This window comes from Micromonospora zhanjiangensis (assembly GCF_042650605.1).
GTDB classification, from domain to species: Bacteria; Actinomycetota; Actinomycetes; order Mycobacteriales; family Micromonosporaceae; genus Micromonospora_J; species Micromonospora_J zhanjiangensis.
In genome coordinates this window covers 176,811-202,336 of sequence record NZ_JBHSBN010000008.1, presented here as the reverse complement: position 1 = coordinate 202,336, position 25,526 = coordinate 176,811, and the positions used below count along the sequence as shown (strand labels likewise).

At 73.7% G+C, this 25,526-nt stretch carries 19 protein-coding genes and 2 pseudogenes; 7 read left to right on the top strand and 14 right to left on the bottom strand.

Going from position 1 to position 25,526, the window contains the following annotated elements:
• Positions 1-201: 201 nt before the first annotated feature.
• Positions 202-1,599 carry an MFS transporter gene (locus tag ACFOX0_RS14710; protein ID WP_377545942.1) on the top strand — a complete coding sequence of 466 codons (1,398 nt, stop codon included), beginning with the start codon at positions 202-204 and terminating at the stop codon, positions 1,597-1,599.
• Positions 1,596-2,087 (top strand): globin, encoded by a 492-nt coding sequence (locus ACFOX0_RS14705; protein ID WP_377545940.1) that lies wholly within the window; start codon positions 1,596-1,598, stop codon positions 2,085-2,087. The genes ACFOX0_RS14710 and ACFOX0_RS14705 overlap by 4 nt, the downstream gene beginning before the upstream one ends.
• Here ACFOX0_RS14705 and ACFOX0_RS14700 read toward each other — a convergent pair.
• From ACFOX0_RS14700 to ettA, 4 genes are all read right to left on the bottom strand, one after another.
• Positions 2,084-2,671, bottom strand: a complete 588-nt coding sequence (locus ACFOX0_RS14700; protein WP_377545773.1) for a type III secretion system chaperone family protein — start codon at positions 2,669-2,671, stop codon at positions 2,084-2,086. The genes ACFOX0_RS14705 and ACFOX0_RS14700 overlap by 4 nt on opposite strands.
• A gap of 133 nt (positions 2,672-2,804) precedes the next feature.
• Positions 2,805-3,512, bottom strand: coding sequence for a hypothetical protein (locus ACFOX0_RS14695; protein ID WP_377545771.1), 708 nt, complete (start codon positions 3,510-3,512; stop codon positions 2,805-2,807).
• Positions 3,505-3,981 (bottom strand): acyl-CoA thioesterase, encoded by a 477-nt coding sequence (locus ACFOX0_RS14690; protein WP_377545769.1) that lies wholly within the window; start codon positions 3,979-3,981, stop codon positions 3,505-3,507. The genes ACFOX0_RS14695 and ACFOX0_RS14690 overlap by 8 nt, the downstream gene beginning before the upstream one ends.
• Positions 3,974-5,650 carry an energy-dependent translational throttle protein EttA gene (gene ettA, locus ACFOX0_RS14685; protein WP_377545767.1) on the bottom strand — a complete coding sequence of 559 codons (1,677 nt, stop codon included), beginning with the start codon at positions 5,648-5,650 and terminating at the stop codon, positions 3,974-3,976. The genes ACFOX0_RS14690 and ettA overlap by 8 nt, the downstream gene beginning before the upstream one ends.
• Before the next feature lie 311 nt (positions 5,651-5,961).
• Between ettA and ACFOX0_RS14680 the strand changes: the two genes are divergently transcribed.
• On the top strand, positions 5,962-7,362 hold the full coding sequence (locus ACFOX0_RS14680; RefSeq protein WP_377545765.1) for an alpha,alpha-trehalose-phosphate synthase (UDP-forming): 1,401 nt from the start codon (positions 5,962-5,964) through the stop codon (positions 7,360-7,362).
• Complete coding sequence (gene otsB, locus ACFOX0_RS14675; protein ID WP_377545763.1) at positions 7,359-9,971, top strand: trehalose-phosphatase; 2,613 nt, start codon at positions 7,359-7,361, stop codon at positions 9,969-9,971. Before ACFOX0_RS14680 ends, otsB begins: the two co-directional genes overlap by 4 nt.
• Before the next feature lie 74 nt (positions 9,972-10,045).
• Here the strand turns inward: otsB and cobA are convergent, their stop codons facing one another.
• From cobA to cobC, 4 genes and pseudogenes are all read right to left on the bottom strand, one after another.
• Positions 10,046-11,305 (bottom strand): uroporphyrinogen-III C-methyltransferase, encoded by a 1,260-nt coding sequence (gene cobA / locus ACFOX0_RS14670; RefSeq protein ID WP_377545761.1) that lies wholly within the window; start codon positions 11,303-11,305, stop codon positions 10,046-10,048.
• Positions 11,302-12,030 (bottom strand): annotated as a pseudogene (locus tag ACFOX0_RS14665) (nicotinate-nucleotide--dimethylbenzimidazole phosphoribosyltransferase); the annotation flags it as partial. The gene cobA and the pseudogene ACFOX0_RS14665, both read right to left, overlap by 4 nt.
• Positions 12,031-12,132: 102 nt before the next feature.
• A pseudogene (locus tag ACFOX0_RS14660) lies at positions 12,133-12,549 on the bottom strand (nicotinate-nucleotide--dimethylbenzimidazole phosphoribosyltransferase); the annotation flags it as partial.
• Positions 12,550-12,551: 2 nt separating this feature from the next.
• Positions 12,552-13,649, bottom strand: a complete 1,098-nt coding sequence (gene cobC, locus ACFOX0_RS14655; protein WP_377545759.1) for an Rv2231c family pyridoxal phosphate-dependent protein CobC — start codon at positions 13,647-13,649, stop codon at positions 12,552-12,554.
• A 109-nt stretch (positions 13,650-13,758) separates the two neighbouring features.
• Between cobC and ACFOX0_RS14650 the strand changes: the two genes are divergently transcribed.
• On the top strand, positions 13,759-15,924 hold the full coding sequence (locus ACFOX0_RS14650; protein WP_377545757.1) for a transglycosylase domain-containing protein: 2,166 nt from the start codon (positions 13,759-13,761) through the stop codon (positions 15,922-15,924).
• 60 nt (positions 15,925-15,984) lie between these two features.
• Here the strand turns inward: ACFOX0_RS14650 and ACFOX0_RS14645 are convergent, their stop codons facing one another.
• Together ACFOX0_RS14645 and ACFOX0_RS14640 are read right to left on the bottom strand one after the other, a co-directional pair.
• On the bottom strand, positions 15,985-16,557 hold the full coding sequence (locus ACFOX0_RS14645; RefSeq protein ID WP_377545755.1) for a GNAT family N-acetyltransferase: 573 nt from the start codon (positions 16,555-16,557) through the stop codon (positions 15,985-15,987).
• Positions 16,554-18,260, bottom strand: a complete 1,707-nt coding sequence (locus ACFOX0_RS14640; protein WP_377545753.1) for a cobyrinate a,c-diamide synthase — start codon at positions 18,258-18,260, stop codon at positions 16,554-16,556. Before ACFOX0_RS14640 ends, ACFOX0_RS14645 begins: the two co-directional genes overlap by 4 nt.
• Before the next feature lie 178 nt (positions 18,261-18,438).
• Here ACFOX0_RS14640 and ACFOX0_RS14635 point away from each other — a divergent pair, with 178 nt between their 5' ends.
• Positions 18,439-19,275: an SURF1 family cytochrome oxidase biogenesis protein gene (locus ACFOX0_RS14635; RefSeq protein WP_377545751.1), complete on the top strand. Its 837-nt coding sequence runs from the start codon at positions 18,439-18,441 to the stop codon at positions 19,273-19,275.
• Between the two features lie 477 nt (positions 19,276-19,752).
• Positions 19,753-20,955 (top strand): hypothetical protein, encoded by a 1,203-nt coding sequence (locus ACFOX0_RS14630; protein WP_377545749.1) that lies wholly within the window; start codon positions 19,753-19,755, stop codon positions 20,953-20,955.
• An 85-nt stretch (positions 20,956-21,040) separates the two neighbouring features.
• Here ACFOX0_RS14630 and ACFOX0_RS14625 read toward each other — a convergent pair whose 3' ends face one another.
• From ACFOX0_RS14625 to ACFOX0_RS14610, 4 genes are all read right to left on the bottom strand, one after another.
• A complete protein-coding gene (locus ACFOX0_RS14625) occupies positions 21,041-22,633 on the bottom strand; it encodes an ATP-dependent DNA ligase (protein ID WP_377545747.1) in 1,593 nt (530 codons plus the stop codon).
• A gap of 38 nt (positions 22,634-22,671) precedes the next feature.
• Entirely contained in the window at positions 22,672-22,878 is a 207-nt protein-coding gene (locus ACFOX0_RS14620) for a hypothetical protein (protein WP_377545745.1), read from the bottom strand.
• Between the two features lie 84 nt (positions 22,879-22,962).
• Positions 22,963-24,333, bottom strand: a complete 1,371-nt coding sequence (locus tag ACFOX0_RS14615; protein WP_377545743.1) for a dipeptidase — start codon at positions 24,331-24,333, stop codon at positions 22,963-22,965.
• A 22-nt stretch (positions 24,334-24,355) separates the two neighbouring features.
• The gene (locus ACFOX0_RS14610; RefSeq protein WP_377545741.1) at positions 24,356-25,516 is read right to left on the bottom strand and encodes a M48 family metallopeptidase; all 1,161 of its coding nucleotides are present in this window, start codon (positions 25,514-25,516) and stop codon (positions 24,356-24,358) included.
• Positions 25,517-25,526 lie beyond the last annotated feature (10 nt).

Here is a 25,526-nt window from a genome sequence, read left to right as displayed (position 1 = left end):
CCAGACGGTCAGGTATCGTCCGTTCGTTCAGTCGGAGATACGACGAACCGCCCATTCGCACTAGCCAGTGGTCAGACGATCCTGCAAAATCCGGAGAAATGGCAGTTCCGGAGCGTGACGAAGACCTAGCTGATCCGTCCGTCTGACAACATCTTCGGCGGCTCCATCACGAGTGGTCAGCGGTCGAGAGCGATGGAGGCCCTGGTGTCCGACCAGACGGGTGCCCGAGAGCGACCGGCCACCTTCGGCGAGGTATTCGGCCAGGCCGAATACCGGGCGATCTTCGCGTCGTCCACGCTGTCCTGGCTCGGTGACTACATCGCCAAGGCCGCCGTCACGGCACTGGTCTACCAGGAGACCCGCTCCGTCGGGCTGTCCGCCGCCGCGTTCGCGCTGAGCTATCTGCCGTGGCTGCTCGGCGGACCGTTCCTCGCCGCGCTCGCCGAGCGGTACCCGTACCGGACCGTCATGATCATCTGTGACCTGGCCCGGATGACGCTGATCGCGCTGCTCGCCGTCCTCGACCTGTCGGTCTGGATGGTGCTCGGCCTGCTCTTCCTGACCACCCTGGCCAACTCGCCCAGCCAGGCCGTCAGATCGGCGCTCATCCCCCTGGTGCTCACCGGCGACCGGCTGGTGGTCGGCCTGTCCGTGCAGGCCAGCACCGCCCAGGTCGCACAGGTCGCCGGGTACGCGGCCGGCGGCACGATCGCGGCGTGGAACCCCATGGTCGCCCTTCTGATCAACGCCGCGTCCTTCGCGTTGTCCGCGCTGATCCTGACCTTCGGGGTCCACCGGCGTCCGTCGGCCAGCCACCGTGCCCCCGACAGTCACCTGCTGCACGAGATCGGCGAGGGCTTCACCATCGTGCTGGGCAATCCGGTGCTGCGGGCAGTCGCCATCGTGGTCTGGACCTCGGTGCTCTTCGCCATCGTGCCGGAGGGTCTGGCCGCCGGTTGGGCCGGCAAGTACGGCGCCGACAGCGCCCAGCGCGGCGTCGCCCAGGCGCTGCTGATGGCCGCCAACCCGGTCGGCTTCATCATCGGCGGGCTGCTGATCAGCCGGCTGGTCCGACCCGGTGTCCGGCAGGCACTGGTCCGCCCGTTCCTGGTGCTGTCGCCGCTGGTCCTGGTGCCCGCCCTACTGGGGCCGCACCCCGCGGTGATGGCGCTGCTCAGCGCCGTCTGCGGCTTCCTGGTGGCGGGCATCCTGCCGGTGGCCAACGGTCTGTTCGTCCAGGCCCTGCCGAACGGTTACCGGGCCCGCGCCTTCAGTGTCGTGTCCACCGGGCTGCAGGTGGCCCAGGGCGGCGCGGTGCTGGTCACCGGCGCGCTCGCCAGCCACTTCGCGCTGCCCCGGGTGGTCGGGCTGTGGAGTCTGGCCGGTGTCCTGCTCATGCTGCTGGTGGCGGCGCGCTGGCCCACCCCCGACCAGTTCAACGCCGCCATCGCGGCGGCCGTCGACCGGAACCAGAGCGGGCCCCGGGTGCCGCCGGGGCCGCCCGCCACTCCCGGACCGCGGGACCGTCCGGCACCGGCCCGGCCGAACGGTACGTCGGAACCGACCACCAACCCCCAGGCCGGCGCCCGCACGGTCTGACCCGACCGGGGCGCCGGTGTGAGCGGTCGCACCGTTCCCGGGCGGCAGGCACCTGGCAGGATGGAACGGTGACTTCCGCAGGTGACCCCGCCCAGGCGCGACCGTCGACGACCTTCTTCGAGGCGGTCGGCGGCGAGCCGACGTTCCGCAAGCTGGTGGACGAGTTCTACCTGGGCGTCGCCGACGACCCCCTGCTGCGGCCGATGTACCCGGAGGCGGACCTCGGCCCGGCGGCCGACCGACTGACCCTCTTCCTGATCCAGTACTGGGGCGGGCCGAACACCTACTCCGCCGAGCGTGGGCACCCGCGACTGCGGATGCGGCACGCGCCGTTCGCCGTCTCACCGGCCGCCCGGGACGCCTGGCTGCGCCACATGCGGCGGGCGGTGGACAGCATCGACCTGACCGAGGAGCAGGCGACCACGCTCTGGGACTACCTGGAGCGGGCCGCCTACTTCATGGTCAACACGGATCACGACCTGCCCTAGAGCAGGGCTCCCTCGTCGTGCAGCCAGTCGACGAAGGTGGTGGCCACCGCGGCACCGCAGTCCAGCATCTCGACCAGTAACGCGTCGTGCGCCCCGGCGCTGAGCGGCACCTGCAGCTCGGCGTAGATGGGCAGTTGACCGCGTTCGGTGGGATCCCCGACGTACGCCTTGCAGAACCGGCGGGTGTGGTTCCACTCGTTGACCACCCGGTAGGCCCGGTCGGCCCAGTCCGGCGGCACCGTCGCGTGCGGTCGGGCCCGCATGACCAGGATCTCGTCCTCCGGCCCCTCCAAAGTGAACAGCAACGCGTGGCGCTCCCACATCGCCAACAGGCTGCCGTCCCCGTCCGCGAGGAAGCGGACGTCCAACATGTCCAGCGCGTCGCCGACCCGGCGCAGGGTCACCGGCGCGACGGTGGCCGGCATCTCGCGCATCGCCGACAGGTCGGCGGGTCTGCAGTCGTGTTCCGGCTCCCGCGGCGCGGGGGGTCCGAGCCGGACGCTGCTGTCGACAGTAGTTCCGCTGCTGCGTGTCTCCGGTTCACCGGCACCGGTGTGACCGGGACGCCATGACCACCACGGCATCGCTTCGTTGCACCTCGCTCCCCAGCGGATCCATACGCCTACGGTGCGTTGGATCCGAGGCCCGACGGTACCCGGATAGCCGGCCCGAGGCACCCCCCCAACGTGTGCACCAAACCAGACAGTCCATACGGCATCAGCCGAACGGCTGACCTGAACGCGGATTGAGCACCAGGGGACTACCACTGAGTAACCAAGCTGATCCGTACGGTGCCAGCAGCCCGGTCCACCGGCCGGCCCGGCGTACCTGGACCCGGTCCATGCCGGCCGGCGGATCGACACCGAGGAAGCCCATCCGGACGACCGCCTGGACCAGCCGCTGGGACACCTCCACCCGTACCTCCGTGGTGGTGCCGTCCGGGGTGCCGGTCACCACCACCGCCACGTGATCCAGCAGCGCGTCCCGGACGGCCCGCTGGCCCACCGCCCGGCCGCCTACCCCCTCCGTGGCGGCGGACCGGAGCGCGCCGGCCGCGGCCGCGGCGATCCGTCGCAGGTCCGCCCCGGCGAGCTGGTCCACCACCGGTCCCGGCGGGCCCGGCAGCGGCCACCGCCAGTCGGCGTCCCGGCGGGCCGGCAGCCGGGTCCCGGCCGCGCCGAGTTCGGCCAGCAGGTCCGCCGCGGACACCGTGGCGTCCCCCGGACCGGGACCGGCCACCGACCGACCGGCCAACACGGTCCACGGCAGCCGGGCCCACAGGTCCGTACGACCGGTGGCCGGGTTGGACCGCAACCGGACCAGGGCGGCCGGTTCCAGGCGGGTGAGCCGGGCCAGGAACGCCCCGGCGTCGGCCACCCCGGTCAGGCCGTGCCCGGGGTGGTCCGCTCCGATCCGGTCACGCACCGCCGTCGACCCCGCCCACCGGTGCCGCCGCCGGCACCGCGTACGGCTCCAGGAAGGCCCGTTCGGCGTCGGTGAGCCGGCGGGGCGCCTGCCGTCGCAGGTCGAACGGCACGAGTACGGAACGGGCCCGGCTGGCCAGCACCTCGCCGTCGAACAGCTCGTACCGGATGGTGAACCGGGAGGCCCGGATCTCCTCGACCCACAGCTCGATCCGCACCGTCGGTGCCTGCTCGGCGGTGGCCCGGCCGAGGCCGTAGTCGACCGGTCGGAGGTAGTCGACCTCGTGCCGGCTGATGACCACCCCGTCGGCGAACGAGTCCACTCCCCAGGCCCGGCCGCCGACGAACATCAACGCCACCCGCGCCTCCTCGTACAGGGTGAGGAAGCGGGCGTTGTTGACGTGGCCGTACGCGTCCAGGTCCGACCAGCGCAGCGCGCAGTGGTAGGTGTACCGGGCCGGATCAGTCACGGGTGAGCTTGCGGTAGGTCACCCGGTGCGGTCGGGCCGCCTCCGCGCCGAGCCGGTCGATCTTGTTCTTCTCGTACGCCTCGAAGTTGCCCTCGAACCAGAACCAGCTGGACGGGTCCTCCTCGGTGCCCTCCCAGGCCAGGATGTGGGTGGCGACCCGGTCCAGGAACATCCGGTCGTGGGAGATCACCACGGCGCAGCCGGGGAACTCCAGCAGCGCGTTCTCCAGGCTGGACAGCGTCTCCACGTCCAGGTCGTTGGTCGGCTCGTCGAGCAGCAGCACGTTGCCACCCATCTTCAGGGTCAGCGCCAGGTTCAGCCGGTTGCGCTCGCCGCCGGAGAGCACCTTGGTCGGCTTCTGCTGGTCCGGCCCCTTGAAGCCGAACGCCGCCACGTACGCCCGGGACGGCATCTCCACCTTGCCGACCATCAGGTGGTCCAGCCCGTCGGAGACCACCTCCCAGACCGTCTTGTCACCGGCCAGGCCGGACCGGGTCTGGTCGACGTACGACAGGGAGACCGTCGGGCCCACCCGCACCGCGCCCTCGGTCGGCTCCTCGAGCCCGACGATGGTCTTGAACAGGGTGGTCTTGCCGACGCCGTTCGGGCCGATGATGCCGACGATGCCGTTGCGCGGCAGGGAGAAGCTCAGATCCTTGATCAGGATCCGGTCGCCGAAGCCCTTGGTCAGGTGGTCCGCCTCGATCACCGTGTTGCCCAGGCGCGGGCCCGGCGGGATCTGGATCTCCTCGAAGTCCAGCTTGCGGGTCTTCTCCGCCTCGGTGGCCATCTCCTCGTACCGGTCCAGCCGGGCCTTGGACTTGGTCTGCCGGGCCTTGGCGTTGGAGCGGACCCACTCCAGCTCCTCGGAGAGCCGCTTCTTCATCTTGGCGTCCCGGCGGCCCTCGACGGCCAGCCGCGCCGCCTTCTTCTCCAGGTACGTCGAGTAGTTGCCCTCGTAGCCGATCGCCCGACCGCGGTCCAGCTCCAGGATCCAGCCGGCCACGTTGTCCAGGAAGTACCGGTCGTGGGTGATCGCCATGACGGTGCCGGCGTACTTGGCCAGGTGCTGCTCCAGCCACTGCACGCTCTCCGCGTCCAGGTGGTTGGTGGGCTCGTCGAGCAGCAGCAGGTCGGGCGCCTCCAGCAGCAGCTTGCACAGCGCCACCCGGCGCCGCTCGCCACCGGAGAGCTGGGTGACGTCGGCGTCCGGCGGCGGGCAGCGCAGCGCGTCCATCGCCAGCTCCAGCTTCGAGTCGACCTCCCAGCCGTCGGCGTTCTCGATCTCCTCCTGCAGCCGGCCCATCTCCTCGACCAGCTCGTCGGTGTAGTCGGTGGCCATCTGCTCGGCCACGGCGTTGTACCGGGCCAGCTTGGCCTTGATGTCGGCCACCGCCTCCTCGATGTTGCCCAGGACGGTCTTGGCCTCGTTCAGCGGCGGTTCCTGGGCCAGCATGCCGACGGTGTAGCCGGGCATCAGCCGGGCCTCGCCGTTGCTGGGCCGGTCCAGCCCGGCCATGATCTTGAGAAGGCTGGACTTACCGGCGCCGTTCGGGCCGACCACGCCGATCTTGGCACCCGGCAGGAAGCTCAGGGTGACGTTGTCCAGCACGACCTTGTCGCCGTGCGCCTTGCGCGCCTTCTCCAGGACGTAGATGTACTGGGCCACGGTGCGGCCTACCTCCGTAAGTCTGGGTGCGAAAGTCCGTGCGGTCGGCGAAACGCCACCGGTGTCCGGCCGGCCGGGTCGATCCCGGCGGCCAGCTCAATCCTGACAGGTGGCCAATCCTGTCAGGCGGGGCGGGCCGGGCCCACATCGCCCCACGCGGGCCGCGCCGCGCCCGGCCGATGTTGAAACGATCACCAGGCGTTTCGTCCGCCCGTCCCACGGGGCAGAAAGACTGGTACGGGATGCTCAGCCTGGTCGCGGCGATCAGTAGGCTCAGCACGGGACCCGTAATCACCGGAGGTGTGCGGAGCGTGACGGTACGGAGTTCGTTCGTGGTCGTGGCCAATCGCCTGCCCGTCGACGAGGTGACCACCCCCGAGGGCAAGCAGTGGCGCCGGAGCCCCGGCGGCCTGGTGACCGCACTGCATCCGGTCCTGGTGGAGCACCAGGGCACCTGGGTCGGCTGGGCCGGCGGGGTGGGCCCCGCGCCGGAGCCCTTCGAGCTGGACGGCATCGGGCTGCACCCGGTGCCGCTGAGCGCTCAGGAACTGGAGCGCTACTACGAGGGTCAGTCGAACGCGACGATCTGGCCGCTCTACCACGACGCGGTCGAGACGCCCGCCTACAAGCGGCGCTGGCGGGAGGCGTACCGGCTGGTCAACGCCCGGTTCGCCGAGGCCACCGCCGAGGTGGCGGCCGAGGGCGCCACCGTCTGGGTGCAGGACTACCAGTTGCAGCTGGTGCCGGCCATGCTCCGGGAGCTGCGTCCCGACCTGCGGATCGGTTTCTTCCTGCACATCCCGTTCCCGCCGATCGAACTGTTCATGCAGATGCCGCTGCGGGCGGAGGTGCTGCGCGGCCTGCTCGGCGCCGACCTGGTCGGCTTCCAGCAGCGGCTGGCGGCGCAGAACTTCGTCCGGCTGGCCCGGCACCTGCTCGGCCTGCGCTACGAGGGCCAGATGATCCAGGTCGACGGACGGCAGGTGAAGGCCGGCGCGTTCCCGATCTCCATCGACGTCGCCGAGATGGAGCGGATGGCGACCGACCCGCAGGTCCAGGCCCGCGCCAAGCAGATCCGCGCCGAACTGGGCGACCCGAAGACGATCATCCTGGGCGTCGACCGGCTCGACTACACCAAGGGCATCGAACTACGCCTCAAGGCCTTCCGAGAGCTACTGACTGACGGAAAGTTGACAGTTCCGGACGCCGTCATGGTGCAGGTGGCGACGCCCAGCCGGGAGCGGGTGGAGCACTACCAGGCTCTTAGGGTCAAAGTTGAACGTGAAGTTGGTCGGATCAACGGGGAATTCGCCAGAGTCGGCGTACCCGCCGTGCACTACCTCCACCAGTCGTACAGTCGCAGTGAACTGGCCGCGCTGTACTGCGCGGCCGACGTCATGATGGTGACCCCCCTGCGAGACGGAATGAACCTGGTGGCCAAGGAGTACGTAGCGGCACGTGCCGATACCGGTGGCGCGCTCGTGCTCAGCGAGTTCGCCGGCGCCGCGACCGAACTGCGTCAGGCATACCTCTGCAACCCGCACGACCCGGACGGGGTCAAGGACGCCCTGCTACGTGCCGTACACGTGGAACGGGGTGAGGCCCGGCGCCGGATGCGGATCATGCAGCGGCACCTGCGCAGCCACGACGTGGGTCACTGGGCCAAGTCTTTCCTCAACGAACTGGGCGTGCCCGAAGCGGAGGCCGAATGAACACCCCCGTCCTCGACGGGACCCGCCGTGCGGCGGATGCGATCGATCCAGCGCTCCGGGCGGCGATCGCCCGGATAGCCCGAATGCCGCTGTTGCTGGTCGCCTGCGACTACGACGGCACCCTCGCCCCCATCGTGGAGGACCCGACCAAGGCCGTGCCGCTGCACGAATCGGTGGCGGCCATACGGGCGCTGGCCGCCCTGCCACAGACCACCGTCGCCGTGGTCTCCGGACGCGCGCTGCGGGACCTGGCCACGCTGTCCCGGCTGCCCAGCGAGGTGCACCTGGTCGGCAGCCACGGGTCGGAGTTCGACGTCGGGTTCGTCGAGCGGCTCACGCCGGAGCTGGTCGAGGTCCGCACCCGGCTGGGTGACGACCTCCGGCAGATCGCCCACAACCGGGCCGGTATCCGGCTGGAGCGCAAGCCGGCCAGTGTCGCGGTGCATCTGCGCGGCGCCGACCCGCAGGTCGCGGCCGAGGTGCTGGACGCGGTCCGGAACGGTCCGGCGGTCTGGCCCGAGGTGACGGTGACCGAGGGCAAGGAGGTCATCGAGCTGTCGGTGATCCCCACCGACAAGGGCATCGCGCTCGACCAGTTACGTACCCAGATGTCGGCCAGCGCCGCGCTGTTCATCGGCGACGACGTCACCGACGAGAACGCGTTCGCCAAGCTGCACGGCCCGGACGTGGGCATCAAGATCGGCCCGGGTGACACCCAGGCGGACTACCGGGTCGACGAGCCGCTCGACGCGGCCCGGGTGCTCGGGCTGCTGTTGGACTTCCGGCGGGCCTGGCTGTTCGGTGAGCGGGCGGTGCCGATCGAGCGGCACTCCATGCTCGCCAACGGCCGCACCGTCGCGCTGGTCACCCCGGAAGCCAAGATCACCTGGCTGTGCCACCCCAAGCCGGACTCGTCGGCGATCTTCGCCGACCTGGTCGGCGGCAGTCCGGCCGGCCACTTCTCGGTGGCACCGGCCCGCGGTGGCATACCGCTGGGCCAGCGGTACCGGCCCAACACCATGACCGTGGAGACCCGCTGGTCCGGGCTCACCGTCACCGACTGGCTGGACCGGCCGTCCCAGGACGGCGTGCCCAGCGGCAGCGCGGTGGTCGCCGGCGACTCCACCCTGATCCGGGTCCTCACCGGCTCCGGCCAGGTCCGGCTCGAGTTCGTCCCGCGACCGGAGTTCGGCCAGGTGCCGGTGCAGTTGCAGCCGCTCGGCGACGGCGTCCTGGTGCTCGGGTCGAACGAACCGGTCAGTCTCTACGCTCCCGGCGTCGAGTGGGAGATCCACGAGGACGGTGGCTACGAGACGGCCCGGGCCCAGGTGGACCTCTCCGCGGCCGGCGGGTCGGTCACCCTCGAACTCCGGTTCGGGTCGCACAGCCTGGAGCACCACCGCCAGCCGTTGCCCGAGCGGCAGGCGCTGGCCGAACAGCCGTGGCGGGACTGGGTGGCCGGCCTGGACCTGCCCGACACCGCCCGGGACCTGGTCGCCCGCAGCGCGCTGACCCTGCGCGGGCTCTGCTACGAGGCCACCGGGGCGATCCTCGCGGCGGCCACCACCTCGCTGCCCGAGGAGGTGGGCGGGGTCCGCAACTGGGACTACCGCTACTGCTGGCTGCGGGACGCGGCGATGACCGCGCGGGCGCTGGTCGACCTCGGTTCGCTCGGCGAGGCGGAGGCGTTCCTGCGCTGGGTCGACGGCTGCGTCGAACGCACCGGCGGCCATCCGGAGCGGCTGCACCCGCTGTACACAGTCGACGGCTACGAACTGGGCGCCGAGGCGGTCATCGACACCCTGCCCGGCTGGGCCGGTTCCCGACCGGTCCGGGTCGGCAACCTGGCCAACCACCAGCTCCAGCTCGACGTGTTCGGCCCGATCGCCGACCTGCTGGCCGCCGTGGCCGACCGGCGCGGCGCGGTCCGGGACGAGGAGTGGCGGGTCCTGGAGTCGATGGTCGAGGCGGTCGACCGCCGGTGGCACGAACCCGACCACGGCCTCTGGGAGGCCCGGCTGGCCCCCCGGCACCACGTCTACTCCAAGGTGATGTGCTGGATGACCGTCGACCGGGCGTTGCACATGGTGCGCCGGCACGGCGGCGGGGACCGGCCGGAGTGGGCGGCGCTGCGCGACCGGATCGGGCACAACGTGCTGGAGTACGGCTGGCACGAGGCGGCCGGCGCCTACTCGGTGGCGTACGGCGACGAGGAGATGGACGCCTCCTCGCTCTGGATCGGCCTGTCCGGGCTGCTGCCCGACGACGACCCACGCTTCCTGGCCACCGTGCTCAAGATCGAGGCGGACCTGCGCAGCGGCCCGGTCGTCTACCGGTACCACTGGGACGACGGCCTGCCCGGCCGGGAGGGCGGCTTCCACGTCTGCACCGCCTGGCTGGTCGAGGCGTACCTGCGCACCGGCCGGCGGTCGGACGCCGAGGAACTGTTCCGGCAGATGGTGGACACCGCCGGCCCCACCGGCCTGCTGCCCGAGCAGTACGACCCGCTCGCCGAACGGGGTCTGGGCAACCATCCGCAGGCCTACAGCCACCTCGGCCTGATCCGCTGCGCCCTGCTGCTGGACAGCCGGGTCACGGCCGCGGCCTGACCGGACGGACCACCCGCGGGCCCGTCGTGCCGATCACCATCCGATCGGCTCGGCGGGCCCGCGCCGTTCCCGGGTCAGCCCGGCGTCCCGGCCGGCTCGGCCAGCGCGTCGACCACGTCGCCGATGACCACGACGGCCGGTGGGCGGAGGCCGGCCGCGAGGGTGTCCACGGCGACCGCGCCGAGGGTGGACCGCAGCAGCCGTTGGCTGCCGGTGCTCGCCTCCTGCACCACGGCCGCCGGGGTGTCCGCCGGCCGGCCGTGGGCCTGCAGCACGGCCGCGATGGCGGGCAGGTTGCGCAGCCCCATCAGCACCACCAGGGTGCCGCGCAGCCGGGCCAGCGCCGCCCAGTCGACCAGCGAGCCCGGGTCGTCCGGGGCCAGGTGCCCGGACAGCACGGTGAACTCGTGCGCCACCCCGCGGTGGGTCACCGGGATGCCGGCCATCGCCGGGCCGGCCACCGCGCTGGTCACCCCGGGCACCACGGTCACCGGTACGCCGGCCGCCGCGCAGGCCAGCAACTCCTCCCCGCCCCGGCCGAAGACGTACGGGTCGCCGCCCTTGAGCCGGACCACGGCCGCACCGGCCCGCGCCCGGTCCACCAGGATCCGGTTGATCTCCTCCTGGGCCCGGGCCGGCCCGTACGGGATCTTCGAGGCGTCGACCAGTTCCACCTCGGGACGCAGCTCGTCCAGAAGCAACCCGGGGACCAGCCGGTCGGCCACCACCACGTCCGCCTCGGCGAGCAACCGCCGCCCCTTGACGGTTATCAGTTCCGGGTCACCCGGTCCCGCCCCCACCAGCGCCACCCGCCCGGCGCCACGCGCCGGTACGGGCCCGTCCGGCGCGGGATCCGACAGCAGGGCGCCCTTCGCGTCCAGCAGGGCGCGGACGGCGTCCCGGACGGCGACCGCCCGGCGGGGTGAGCCGCCGCCGAGGACCGCCACGGTGACCGGGCCGTGCCGGGTCACCGCGGGGGTCCAGGCGGTCGCGGCGGCGCGGTCGTCGGCCCGGACGCAGAAGATCCGGCGTTCCCGGGCGGCGGCGCTCACCGCGGCCGCCGCCATCCGGTCGTCGACCGCGACCTGGGCCAGCCACGCGCCGTCCAGGTCCTCGGCCCGGAACCCGCGGGCGGTCCAGCGCAACCGGCCCGCGTCGGCGTGGGCGCGCAGGGCCGGGGTGAGGTCCGGCGACACCACCTCGACCGTGGCCCCGGCGGCCAGCAACGCCGGCACCCGGCGGGTCGCCACCGCACCGCCGCCGACCACCAGCACCCGCCGGCCGGCCAACCGCAGGGCCAGCGGGTACAGCTCCGGATCCGGCTGCGCGCTCACTTCTCCGACACTCCCGCCGAGTCGAAGGTGGCCACGTCGTGCAGCACCCGCACCGCGCCGGCCACCACCGGCAGGGCGAGCAGCGCGCCGGTGCCCTCGCCCAGCCGCAGCCCCAGGTCGATCAGCGGCTCCAGGCCCAGCCGGCGCAACCCGATCCGGGCGCCCGGTTCGGCCGAGCAGTGCCCGGCGATCATCGCTCCGGTCGCGTCCGGGGCGAACGCCGCCGCGACCAGGGCGGCCGCCACCGCGCTCACCCCGTCCAGGATCACCGGCGTCCGGCGGGCGGCGGCGGCCAGGACGAAGCCGGTCAGCGCCGCGTGTTCCAGGCCGCCGACGGCGGCCAGCAGGCCCAGCGGATCGCCCGGGTCGGGCCGGTGCCGGGCCAACGCGGCGGTCACCACGGCCACCTTCCGCTGGTACGTGGGGTCGTCCACCCCGGTGCCCCGGCCGGTCACCGCCGCCGGGTCGGCCCCGGTGGCGGCCGCGATCAGCGCCGCCGCGGCGGTCGTGTTGGCGATGCCCATGTCCCCGGTGAGCAGGATGCCGGCGCCCGCGTCGACCAGCCGGTCGGCGACCCCGATGCCGACCTCGACCGCCCGCCGGGCCTCGTCCCGGGTGAGCGCCGGTCCCGCCGTCATGTCCCGGGTGCCGGCCCGCACGTTCGCCGACACCAGCACCGGCACCCCGGCGATGCCGACGTCCCCCGCCCGGTCCGCACCCGCCGCCCGGTCCGCACCCGCCGCCCGGTCCGCACCCGCCGCCCGGTCCACGCCCGCCGCCCGGTCCACGTCCCCCGCCCGGTCCGCACCAACCGCCACGCCCGCGCCGGTCGCGCCGCCCGCCGCCACGCCCGCGCCGGTCGCGTCGGCCGGTGTGTCGGTGCCGGGCAGCGGGACGGCCACGCCCACGTCGACCACGGTGACCGACGCGCCGACCTGCCGGGCGAAGGCGTTGACCACCGCCCCGCCGGCCAGGAAGTTGCCGACCATCTGACCGGTGACCTCCTGCGGCCAGGGGGTCACCCGCTGCGCGTGCACCCCGTGGTCGCCCGCGAAGACGGCCACCGCCGCCGGGCCGACCAGCGGCGGCGGGCAGCACCCGGCCAGGCCGGCCAGGCGTACCGACAGCTCCTCCAGGGCGCCCAGCGAGCCGGCCGGCTTGGTCAGCCGGGCGTGCCGGTCCCGGGCCTGCGCCATCGCACCGGCGTCGAGCGGGCGGATCGCCGCCACCGTTGTCTGCACCACCATCACGCCTCCAGGATCCGGGCCAGTTCGGCGATGAACGCGTCGGTGGTGGCAGTGTCCCGTACCGCCACCCGCAGCCAGTCGGCGCCCAGTCCGGGGAAGGTGTCGCCCCGGCGTACCGCGAAGCCGCGCTCGCGCAGGGCGGCCCGCACCCGGGCCGCGCCGGCCAGGTGGATCAACACGAACGCGCTGGCGGGCGCCCCTTCGACGCGTACCCCGGGCAACGCCGACAGGCGCGCGACCAGGTGGTCGCGGTCGGCCGCGAGCCGCGCGGCGATCCGCCGCTCGGTCGCCACCGCGACCGGGCCCGCGCAGGCCCGCGCCGCGGCGAGCGCGGGCGTGGAGACGGCCCAGAGCGGCTGTACGGCGGCCAACCGGGCCAGCAGGGCGGCCGGTCCGAGCAGGTAGCCGATCCGCAGCCCGGCCAGCCCCCAGGTCTTGGTGAGGCTGCGCACCACGACCAGTCCGGGCAGGTCCCGCCGGTCGGCCAGCGACTCGGGCTCGCCGGGCCGGTCCGGCGCGACGGTGGTGTCGGCGAACGCCTCGTCGACGACGAGCACCCGACCCGGCCGGGCCAACGCGGCGACGGTGGCGGCCGGGTGCAGCACCGAGGTGGGATTGGTCGGATTGCCCACGAAGACCAGGTCGGCGTCGGCCGGGACCAGTCCCGGGTCGAGCCGGAAGCCGTCGTCCGCGGGCAGCAGCACCCGCCGTACCGCGTGCCCGGCCGCCCGCAGGGCCGCCTCCGGCTCGGTGAACTGCGGGTGCACCACCACCGGCCGGCGGGCGTCGCGCAGCGCCCGGGCCAGCAGCACGAAGCCCTCGGCCGCACCGGCGGTGAGCAGCACCTCGTCCACCGGCCGGCCGTGCCGGGCGGCCACCGCGGCCCGGGCCGGACCCGGGTCGGGGTAGCTGGCCAGTTCGGTCAGCGCGGCGGCGATCGGTTCGCGCAGCCAGCCCGGCATGGCGTCCCGCCGGACGTTGACGGCGAGGTCCACCAGTCCCGGCCCGACCTCGGCGTCGCCGTGGTGCGCGAGATCCATGGCCGCATCCTGCCGGGCCCCACCGGCCGGTCCGTCCCGGGGGTCGGCGGGTCCCATCCCGGGAGGACCGGCGGGTTCCGTCGCGGGGTTCAAACCGCGGCCGAATCACCCATAATCGTGAATTTTTCTCTTACTATCGGGTGAATTGCCCTAGCTTCAAGGTGTGATGAGCCGAAACCCCGCCACCTCGAACCGTGTCGCTCCCATCCTCCGCACCGGCCTGATCGCCGGGGTCGCCCTCGCCGCCGCCGCGTTCCCGCTCACCGCCGCCGCCGGGCTCGGCGGCAAGGCGGTCTCCGACTCGATCGGCGAGAACGGACGTGACCTGCGGACCGTCTCCCCCGCCCAGAGCACGTACGTCTACGCCTCGGACGGCAGGACCCTGTTGACCATGTTCTACGAGGAACACCGCAAGTACGTCCCGATCAGCCAGATGTCGCCGAACATCCAGCAGGCCATCGTGGCGGCCGAGGACTCCCGCTTCTACCAGCACCGCGGCGTCGACCCGAAGGGCATCGCCCGGGCCTTCGTGGTGAACCAGCAGGCCGGCGGGGTCTCCCAGGGCGCCTCCACGATCACCATGCAGTACGTCCGGATGGCCTCCCGGGACGGCGCCCAGAGCCCGATCGAGGCGTTGCAGGCCACCCAGCAGACCAGCGTCCGCAAGCTGCGCGAGATGCGTACGGCGGTCGAGGTGGAGAAGGAGATGAGCAAGGCGGAGATCCTGGAGCGCTACCTCAACTCCGCCTACTTCGGGCACCGCGCGTACGGGATCTACTCCGCGTCGGAGATCTTCTTCTCCAAGAAGCCGATCGACCTCACCCCGATCGAGGCGGCCACCCTCGCCGGCCTGGTCAAATCGCCCAGCGAGTACGACCCGGCCAGTTCCGACCAGAAGGAGGCGACCGAGCGGCGCAACTACGTCATCGACCGGATGAAGATCATGGGCTACCTCTCCCCCGACGTGGCCGCCCAGTACAAGACCCAGCCGATCCGGCTCAAGCTGACCACCCCGCCGAACGACTGCGTCTCGATCGACAAGCAGTACAACAGCTGGGGCTTCTTCTGCGACTACCTGAAGGCGTGGTGGGCGCAGCAGCCGGCGTTCGGCGCGAACTGGTCGGAACGGTTGGACAAGCTGCGCCGGGGTGGCTACAACATCGTCACCAGCATCGACCCCAAGGTCCAGGACGCCGCCGAGAAACAGGTGGGCTCCCGGGAGTCCTCGGGCAGCCCGTTCGCGCACGGACTGGTCGCCGTCGAGCCGGGCACCGGGCGGGTGAAGGCGATGGCGGTCAACCGCACCTACTCGCTGGACCAGAGCGAGAACTACCCGAACTCCAACCCCGCGATGCGGGACCGGGAGAAGGGCAACTACCCGAACACGGTGGTGCCGCTGCTCGGCGGCGGTGACCTGCCCGGCTACCAGGCCGGTTCGACGTTCAAGATGTTCACCATGCTGGCCGCGTTGCAGTCCGGCCTGCCGCTGAACACCTCGTTCGACGCGAAGTACCGGTTCGTCAGCAACTTCCCGGACGGCTCGAGCGGCCCGAACGACTGCGGCGGTCGCTGGTGCCCGACCAACGCCAGCGGGGCGATGAGCGGCACCCAGACCATGTGGTCCGGCTTCGGCAAGTCGGTGAACACCTTCTTCGTCTGGCTGGAGCAGCGGGTCGGGGTGGAGAAGGTGGTCCGGCTGGCCGAGGAGATGGGCCTGCGCTGGCGTACCGACGTCGACAAGCGGCAGTCGGCGAGCCCGCAGGTGCGCAACTGGGGCGCGTTCACCCTGGGCGTCTCGGACGCCACCCCGCTGGAACTGGCCGGCGCGTACGCCGCGGTGGCCGCCGACGGCCGGTACTGCGAGCCGACGCCGGTGCTGTCGGTGAGCAACCCGGACGGTACGCCGACCACGTACCGGGCCGACGACGGCAACGTCATCCCGGTGGCCAAGTCCCGCTGCCACCAGGTGGTCAGGCCGGACGTGGCCCGGGCGGCGACCGACGCGGCCCGCTGCCCGACCGGGGACAGGCCGGTCCGCGGCTCCTGCGGCGGCTGGTCCACCGCCGACAGCGTGCGCGCCACCGTGGGCCGTCCGGTGGCCGGCAAGACCGGTACGACGGACAGCACCCGGTCGGCCTGGTTCGTCGGCTACACCCCGGAACTGGCGGCCGCCAGCTTCGTCTCCGATCCGGACAACCCAGCCGACGCGGTCGGCGACGGGCAGGCGAACAAGCCCGTCGACGCGGTCGCGTACACCCTCAAGGAGGCCCTGAAGGGGCAACCGGTACGCCAGTTCTCCGCCCCGTCGGAGGCCATCGCCGGCCTCTCCTGACCCGGGTGGCTCGGCGGGCTCCCGACCGGGGCGGCTCGCCGGGCTCCCGACCGGGGCGGTTCAGCGGCCGAGGTCGGCCGCGACGAAGGACCAGACCTCCAGGTCGACCCGGCCGCCGTGCACGTACCCGGCGTTGCGCAGCAGGCCCTCGTAGCTGAAGCCGGCCTTCTCGGCCACCCGGCGGGACGGCGTGTTACCGGGCGCCACCCGCAGCTCGACCCGCTGGAAGCCGTGTTCCAGGATCAGCGCGATCGCCAGCGCGTCGACCGCCTCGGCGGCGATGCCGAACCCGCGCGCCTCGGGGGCCATCGCGTACGACACCTCCGTCACCTGGCCGGCCCAGTCGGTGCGTTTGGTCCACAGGCAGCCGATCAGCCGGTCGTCCTCGCGGCGGATCACACCGTAGTGGTCGCCGTTGCCGCTGTCCCGACGTTCCTTGGCCGACTCGGTGCACCAGGCGAGCCCGTCGATGGTCTCCGACTCGGTGCGCAGCGGCAGCCAGCGGCGGGTCTGCTTGTCGCCGAGGATCTGCCCGACCGGACCCGCGTCGTCCGCCGTCAGCGGGCGCACGTGGGTCCGGGGCGTGGAGACGGTCAGGGTCGGGAACCGCCGGACGGCGACCTGCCCGGTCACGCCCCGACCACCGGAGCCGGTCCGCCGGGCGGCCGGTCGGTCGGCGCGTCGCCCACCGCCGCCGATCCGGTGCCCGTGGCCGCCGGACCCGCCGCCGGCTGCCCGGCACCGGCCGCCGGCTGCGCCGGGTGTGCGGCGGGCTGGCCCGGGTGCAAGGCGGGCTGGCCCGGGTGCAAGGCGGGCTGGCCGGGATGCGAGGCGGGCTGGCCCGGGTGCGAGGCGGGCTGGCCCGGACCGGCCGGTGCCGGCACGGGGTGGCCCGGTCCGGGCGTGCCGGGCTGCGCCGGAACCGGCTGGCCGGGCCCGGCCGCCGCCGCCCCGACCAGGCGACGGGCGATCTCCGGCGCGCCGGCCCAGTGCAGGATCAACTGCGACGCGTACGTGTGGTGCCGGACGAACCCCTCGGCGGCACTGCCGGTCCAGCTCCAGGCCGGGGTCTCGCCGGCGCGCGGCCGCAGCACGGCCGAGTGCTGCTTGTAACCGACCACGCGGGCGCCGAGCGGGGCCACCACCGTCGCCGCCCGGGCGGTCGCCTCGCGGTAGCCGACGATGACCCGGTCCGTGGTCTGCGCGGTGGCATCGAAGACTCCGCACATCGGCCGGCCGTCGAACTCGCGGGCCAGCCACAGCAGACCGGCTCCCTCGGCGATCACCGGCCGGCCGGTCCGGGCCAGTTCGGCGACCGCGATGCAGAGCCTGCGGTTGACGGACAGTTGTTCCCCGTACGCCTCGGGCAGGCCACCGCCGACGACCAGCGCGTCGGTGCCGGCCGGCAACGCCTCGTCGCGCAGCGGGTCGACGGTCACCACGTCGGCGCCGGCCGCGGCGAGCAACTCGGCCGTCTCCGGGTAGGCGTATCCGCCGACGGGCCCACCGGCCAGGGCCACCACCGGCCGACGGGCCCCGGCCCCGGCGGACGCCCCGGCCCCGGCGGACTCGGCGCCGGCCACCGCGTCGGCCGGTGACCACGCCTCGACCGGCAGCCGCGGTGCCGAGCGGGCCAGCGCCAGCATCCGGTCCAGGTCGACGGCTCCGGCGACCGCCGCACCGAGCGCGCGTATCCCCTGGGCCACCTCGGGGTCCGCCGCGGCCACCGGAGCCAGACCGTGCCGCCGGGACGGCAGGACGGCCGGCAGGTCGCGCCGGCGCAGCGTGCCGAACACCGGTACGCCGATGTCGTCCAGCGCCTCCCGGAGCAGCTGCTCGTGCCGCTCGGACGCCACCCGGTTGAGGACCACGCCACCCAGCCAGAGCATCTCGTCGTACGCCCGGAAGCCGTGCACCAGCGCGGCCACCGACTGACCCATGCTCGCCACGTCGACGACCAGCACGACCGGCGCCCGCAGCGCGGTGGCCACCGCCCCCGTGGAGTCGACCTCGGGCCGGCCGGCGAAGCTGTCGAACAGGCCCATGGTCCCTTCGACCACGGCCAGGTCGGCACCGGCGGCGCCGTACGCGAACAGGGGAGCGACCCGGTGCGCGCCGACCAACCGCGGGTCGAGGTTGCGTCCCACCCGTCCCGGCTGGCCGGCCCGGCCGGCCGCGAGACCGAGGTAGCCCGCGTCGGCCTGGTCCGGGCCGACCTTGAAGCCGGCGACGTCCACGCCCCGGGTGGCGTACGCGGCGACCAGGCCGACCGTCACCGCGGTCTTGCCGTGGTGGGATGCTGGCGCGCTGACGACCAGGCGCGGCACGGAAGTCATCCTCGACCTCTCGATCAGGCTGGTCGCCCCGGCCGGGGCGACGCTGGGTCCGGTCGGCGGTCCACCGGTCGACCGGTCGGACCGCCGCGGCAGACGATACCGGGCACGACGCCGCAGATCCGACGTGCCGATCCGGCCACCAGCCTAGTGTCCGCCGTCACACGAGTAGCCTCGTGTCGTGTACCGCTTCCTGCTCACGCCGCGCTGGCTGGGCATGCTCGCCCTGGCGCTGACCGCCTCCGTGGTGATGGTGCTGCTCGGTAACTGGCAGCTGCACCGGTACCACGAGCGGGCGGCAACGAACGCGCGGGTCGACGCGGCGCAGCAGCAGGCGCCGGTGCCGCTGACCGAGGTGCTGCCCACGGCCGGCCCGACCGCCGGTACGCCCGGCCCCGCGCTGCCGGCCGACCGGGCCTGGACCCGGGTCACCGTCACCGGCCGGTACGACCCGGCGCACACCGTGGTCATCCGCAGCCGCACCGTCGACGGGCAGGTCGGCTTCGAGGTGGTCGTACCGCTGCTGCTGGCCGACGGGTCGGCGCTGCTGGTCGACCGGGGCTGGTTGCCGCCGACCCGGGGCGCGGCGACCGCGCGCGTGCAGGTGCCGGACCCGCCGACCGGACCGGTGACCGTCGTCGGGCGGATGCACCTGTCGGAGAGCCGCCCGGACGCGGTGACCCGACAGGACGGCCGGCTGGAGACCCGGCGGATCGCCGTCCCCCGGCTCGCGGCCGAACTGCCGTACCCGGTCTTCGGGGCGTACCTGCTGGTGGACGAGCAGACCCCGGCCGCGGATCCGGCCTTCTCCGGCATCCCGGCCGAACACCAGAACGACTGGCAGAACGCCGGCTACGTCGTCCAGTGGTGGATCTTCGCGGCGATGACCCTGCTCGGCTACGGCTGGCTGGCCCGCCGCGAGGCGCACGGCGACGGGCCGGGTCGCAGCACCCCACCGGACGACCTCGCCGCGGCCCCGGCCCCCACTCCCACTCCCACCCGCGCCACCCCGGCCTGACCCTGACGCCCGGGCGCCCGCTCCACGCACCCGTTCCGCGCGCCCGCAGCACCCGGGGCACCCGCAGCACGCGGATGCTGCGCCCGCAGCACCCAGGGCACCCGCAGCGCCCGCGCGCCCGCAGGGCCCGTCGCCCCACCATCCCGTCGCCGCGGGGCCCGCAGCACCCGGGGCACCCGCAGCACGCGGATGCTGCGCCCGCAGCACCCAGGGCACCCGCAGCGCCCGCGCGCCCGCAGGGCCCGTCGCCCCACCATCCCGTCGCCGCGGGGCCCGCGAAGATCGATTGTTCCGACAATGTCGGGGATTTTGTTGCATCGTCGGCGCGGGGAAGCAGCAAAGTCCCCGACATTGCTGCCTCCCCGCGATGGCCCCTGGGGTGGGTGCGGGGCGGGTGGGTGCGGGGCGGGTGGGTGCGGGGCGGGTGGGTGCGGGGCGGTGGGCTGAGGGGGCGCGTGCCGACTAAGGTTTCCGGTCATGGACGAGCGAGGCGAGGAGCCGATCCGACCGTTGCCGGCCGGGCCCGACCCGACCACCGGTGAGCCCCGGCCCGCCCCCGCCGACCGGTCGAGCAGCACACCCGCCGCGGCCAAGCGGCCCACCGCCTCGGAACCCGCAGACCCGGCACCGCCGTCCCCCACCGCGACCACCTCGACCGCTGCCGGTACGTCGTCGCCGACCGGGGCCACCTCGCTCACCACCGACGCGCCGGCGTACCCCGGCGGAGCCACCCCGGCCGGCGCTGGTGGGGTCCCGGTCCCGGCCGGGAGCCACAGCGCCGACGTTCCGGCGCCGGCCGGAGAGCCGGTCGATCCGTCCGAACGGGAGCAGGCCGACCCGTGGGCGACCTCGCAGTTCTCCGCCCCGCCGCTGTCGACCCCGCCGGTGCCCACCCAGCACCGGCCGCCGCAGGTCGGTCCGTACCCACCGGCCGGTCCGACGGCGCCGACGTACCCGGCACCGGGTTACCTGCCGCCGGAACCGCCGACCACCCCGGGCCGCCCGGCGGTGTCAGCCCCGGCCGCCGGCTACTCGGCCGGACCGGCGCCGACGTCGGGCTATCCCGCCGGACCGGCGCCCGCCACCGGCTACCCCGGCGCGCCGACCCCGACGCCCGGCTACCCCGGACCCGCCGCCCCCACCACCGGCCATCCCGGTGGAGCCACCACCGGCTATTCCAGTGGACCCGCCACCGGCTATCCCGCCGGACCGGCGCCCGCGCCCGCCTACCCCGGCGCACCGGCGGCCGCCACCGGCTACCCCGGCGGCCCGGTCACCGCGCCGGTCCCCGGCCAGTTCTCCGGACCGCCGGGGGCCGCCGCGGGACCGATCCTGGTGCAGATCGGCGAGCTGGCGGTGACCTCCACCGCGGTCCGTACGCCGGCCGGTGACATCCCGCTGGCCGGTGCGCAGTGGACCGTGCAGGACTACTGGCAGTCCGAGCAGAAGATCCCGACCTGGGCCATCGTCTGCGCGATCGCCGGCTTCTGCATCCTCACCGTGTTCAGCCTGCTCTTCCTGCTGGCCCGGGAAACCGTCCACCGGGGCACCGTGCAGGTCACCGTGACCAACGGCAATCGGCAGTACGTGGCCCGGATCCCGGTCTCCGCGCAACCGCAGGTGCAGCACATCCACCAGCAGGTCAACTACGCCCGCTCGCTGGCCGCGACGACCAACTGACCGCCCGCCGCCGCGCCGATCCGTCGACGTCGCACCGTCGCACTGCCGCGCCGCCGCGTCGCCGCGTCGACCCGTCGACCCGGGTTCAGCCTTCCGCGTCGGCGGGCCGGCCGGCGTGCAGGGAGCGTACGGTGTCGATGGTGTCCGCCTCGGCGGCGGTCTTGTCATCCCGGTAGCGGATCACCCGGGCGAACCGCAGCGCGACGCCGCCCGGGTAGCGGGGGCTGGTCTGCACCCCGTCGAAGGCGATCTCCACCACCTGCTCGGGGCGGACCCGGACCACCCAGTCGCCCCGGTCGACGGCCAACTCCTGGAACCGCTCGGTCTGCCAGCGCAGCATCTCGTCGGTGAGGCCCTTGAAGGTCTTGCCGAGCATCACGAACCCACCGGTGCGCGGGTCGCGGGCGCCGAGGTGCAGATTGGACAGCCAGCCCGAGCGCCGGCCGCTGCCGCGTTCCACGGCGAGCACCACCAGGTCCAGGGTGTGCCGGGGCTTGACCTTGACCCAGGCCGCGCCGCGCCGGCCGGCGTCGTACGGCGCGTCGGGCGACTTGACCACCACGCCCTCCTGGCCGGCGTCGACCGCCGCCGCGAAGGCCGCCGCGGCCTGCTCGACGGTGTCCACCTCGATCCGGCCGACCAGCAGCGAACCGTCCACCGCACCGGCCAGCGCGGCCCACCGCTCGCGCCCGGGTGCGTCGAGCAGGTCGCTGCCGTCGAGGTGCAGCAGGTCGAAGAAGTACGGCGTGAGCACCGTCCCGCCGTCGGCGATCGGCACCGCCGTCGGGGTGAACGAGGCGTCGCCGGCAGCCACCCGACGACGCGCGCCCCGGGTGGCGGCCCGGCTCGCGGTCTCCTGGAACGGTCGGGGTCGGCCCCGCGCGTCCAGCGCGATCACCTCGCCGTCCAGGACGATCTCCCGGACCGGCAGCGTCCGGACGGCGTCCACCACCTCCGGGAGCCGGGCGGTGATGTCGTCCAGGCTGCGGGTGAACACCGCGATGTCGGAGCCGGAACGGTGCACCTGGACCCGGATCCCGTCCAGTTTCACGTCCACCACCGCCGGTACGCCGGTGGCCGCCAGCGCCTGGTCGACCGAGGCGGCGCTGGAGGCCAGCATCGGGGCGAGCGGCCGGCCGACCCGCAACGCGAACCCGGCCAACGCCGGCGCACCACCGGTGAGCGCGGCCTCGGCCACCGTCTTCAGGTCCCCGCTGAGCAGCAGGGCCCGGCGGACCACCGGCAACGGCACCTCGGCGGCCCGGGCGATCGCGTCGGCGAGCAGTCCGGCCTGCGCGCCCTGCCGCAACTCGCCGCTGAACAGGCCGGTCAGCATCCGCTGCTCGTCGGCGGTGGCGGCGGCGAACAGCGCGCCGAGCAGGTCACGCCGGCGGGCCTGCGAGCCGGCCCCGGCGACGGCGGCGATCTCGGCGACGGCCGCGTCGACCCCGCCGACGGTCAGGGTCGGCCGGTCGGCCGGCGGGGGCAGGTCACGCAGGCCGGCGTAGCCCACGCCGGTCTGCCGCTGGCGCAGCTCACCGGCCAGGTAGGCGGCCCCGATCGGGATCTCGTCGGGGTCGAGGCCGCGCAGCGCGGCGGCGAGCAGGTCGACCTTGGCGCGCCGGCCGGAGGTCGCGGTGACGGCGGCGGAGGTGGCCGCCAGGTCGAGGAACCGCACGTCCCCATCCTGGCAGCCACCACCGACAACCGGACCGGTCAGGCCGCGGCCGGCTCCTCGATGCGCAGACCGCGGGCGCGGACGCCGTCGGCCACCCGGGACAGCACGGCGTCGAGGGCACACAGCACGGCCGACAGCTCGCCGAGTTGATCCTTGAGCGTGTCGTCGGACCACGCGGAGACGTCGAGGTCCCCCAGAGCACTGACAGCGGCGTCGAGCCGCACGATGGCCTCATTCGTACTCATGTTCGAAATTCTATCGTACGAAGAGGGCCCGCGTGTACTTATCGTCCGATCCGTAGGACGGCATCCTGAAACCGTTCACGCTGGTCACCGGGCCGGTTCGGCACCCGCCTCGGCGACCTTGGCCAGCAGCAGCGCCTCGGCGAGGCAGACCCGGGCGAACTCGCCCAGGTGCAGGCTTTCGTTCGGCCCGTGCGCCCGGGAGTCCGGGTCCTCCACGCCGGTCACCAGGATCGCGGCGTCGGGGAACATCTCCTGGAAGGTGGCGATGAACGGGATCGAGCCACCCACGCCCATGTCGACCGGGTCGACCCCGTCCCAGGCGGTCCGGAACGCGTCCCGCGCGGCGTCGAACATCGGGCCGGTCGCGTCGATCGAGATCGGGTTTCCGTCGTGCTCGAAGGTCACGGTCACCCGGGCGCCCCACGGCGCGTTCTTCTCCAGGTGCTCGACCAGCGCCGCGTACGCCCGCTTGGGGTCCTGTCCGGCGGGCAACCGCATGCTCAGCTTGGCCTTGGCCACCGGGACCAGGGCGTTCGGCGCGCCCGTCGTCGGCGGGGCGTCGATGCCGAGTACGGACATCGTCGGCTTGAGCCAGATCCGCTCGGTGAGCCGGCCGGTGCCGATCAGGGACACCCCGTCCACCATGCCGGCCTCCTGCCGCAACCGGTCCTCGGGGTAGTCGACGGTCGTACCGCCGTCGCTGACCAGGCCCGCGACGGCCACGTCACCGGCCTCGTCGTGCAGGGTGGCGATCAGCCGGGACAGCGCGGTGAGCGCGTCCGGCACCGCACCGCCGAACATCCCGCTGTGCACGGCGTGCGAACCGGTGCGCACCTCGACGAAGCAGTTGACCAGACCGCGCAGCGAGGTGGTCAGGGCCGGGACGCCCACGTCCCAGTTGCCCGAGTCGGCGATCACCATGACGTCCGCCGCGAGCACGTCCCGGTGCTCGCTCAGCAGCTGCTCCAGCGAGTCCGAGCCGTACTCCTCCTCGCCCTCGATGAACAGCACCACGCCGACCGGCAGCGCGTCACCGAACGCCCGCAGCGCGGCGACGTGCGCCATGATCCCGGCCTTGTCGTCGGCCGCGCCGCGACCGTAGAGCCGACCGTTCCGCTCGACCGGCTCGAACGGGTCGCTCTCCCACAGCGCGAGGTCGCCCACCGGCTGCACGTCGTGGTGGGCGTAGAGCAGCACGGTCGGCGCGCCGGGCGGGGCCGGCCGGGTGCCGATCACCGCGGGCTGGCCACCGGACCGGACGATCCGGACGTCCAGCGAGCAGTCGCGCAGCAGTTCGGCGACCGCCTCGGCGGAGCGTTCCACGTGCGAGTGGTCGAACCCGTCGAACGCGATGCCGGGAATCCGGACGAGGCGCTCCAGGTCGGCGCGTACCCCGGGCAGCTCACGGTCGATCGCCGCACGCAGGTCGGACTCGGTGAAGATCGGTGTGGTCATGGGCGCGATCGTAGGCCGGGGCTTACCGATCCGCCGCCGTACCCCCGTTCGGGTGCCCCTTTGCCGCCCCGGCGGTCCGATCGTCCGGGCCGCCCGCCGACCGGCCGCGGCCGGCGGCCCGGGCGGCGGCCTCGCCGGCCGCCCCCATCCAGGACCGGGCCCGCCCGGCGCCACCGCCGACCCACCCGCCGAGGTCGCTGGCACCGTCGCCGAGCTTGCGCAGCAACCCGACCAGCGGATCCTGGGACCGGCTGAACTCCTCCCGGTACGCCTCGGCGGCGGCCTTGATGTCCTCGGTCACCGAGGCGGCGGCGTCGTCCGCCCGGCGCGGGTACTCCCCCGCCAGGATCCGGCCGTACTCGCCCGAGTCCACCCACTGCCGCAGCGCGGCGGCCCGGGCCACCGGCACCGGGTGGGTGCTCCACGCGGTCAGCCGGACCTTGTGCAGGCTGTCCCGCAGGTCACCGCCGCTCTCGTACTCGGCCGCCTGGTCCAGGAAGGCAGCCGTGTCGATCTGGCTGAGGTCGCCACCCCCGGCGATCTTCATCAGCAGCCGGGTGGCGGCCGCCGGGTCCTGGGCGGCCAGCAGGCCGGCCCGGTCGGCGGAGAGCTCCGCCTTGCGCCACCACTCCAGCATCGCGGCGATGATCGCGCGGAGGGCGATCGCGCCGACCGGCAGCCAACTGAGGCTGGCCGCCCACCGGGTCAGGATCATCAGGATCGTCTTGTAGACGGCGTGCCCGCTGCACACGTGACCGAGTTCGTGGCCCAGCAGGGTACGCAGTTCGTCGTCGTCGAGCTGTTGCACGCACGCCGAGTCGAGCACCACGAACGGCCGGTCCAGACCCACCGCCTGGGCGTTCAGCCAGGGCGACTGGGTGACGTACACCTCGGGCAGTTCGGGCAGGTCCAGCGTGCTGGCCGCCTCGGTGAGCCGCTGGTAGACCCGGGGATACTGCCGGTGGTCGACCCGGATGGCGGCGCCGAGCACCGAGAGGCGGAAGGACCGCTCGTTCCACATCCCGAAGAACGCCTTGACCACGTCGTCGAAGCCGCGCAGCTCGCGCAGCGCGGTGAGCGCGCCCCGGTCCGCCGGGTGTTCCCAGGCCCGCGAACTGATCCCGGTCAGCACCACCCGCCGGCGGACCGGCGCCGCGCCCGCGACCTCGTCGGATGTCGTCATGCCGTCCCCC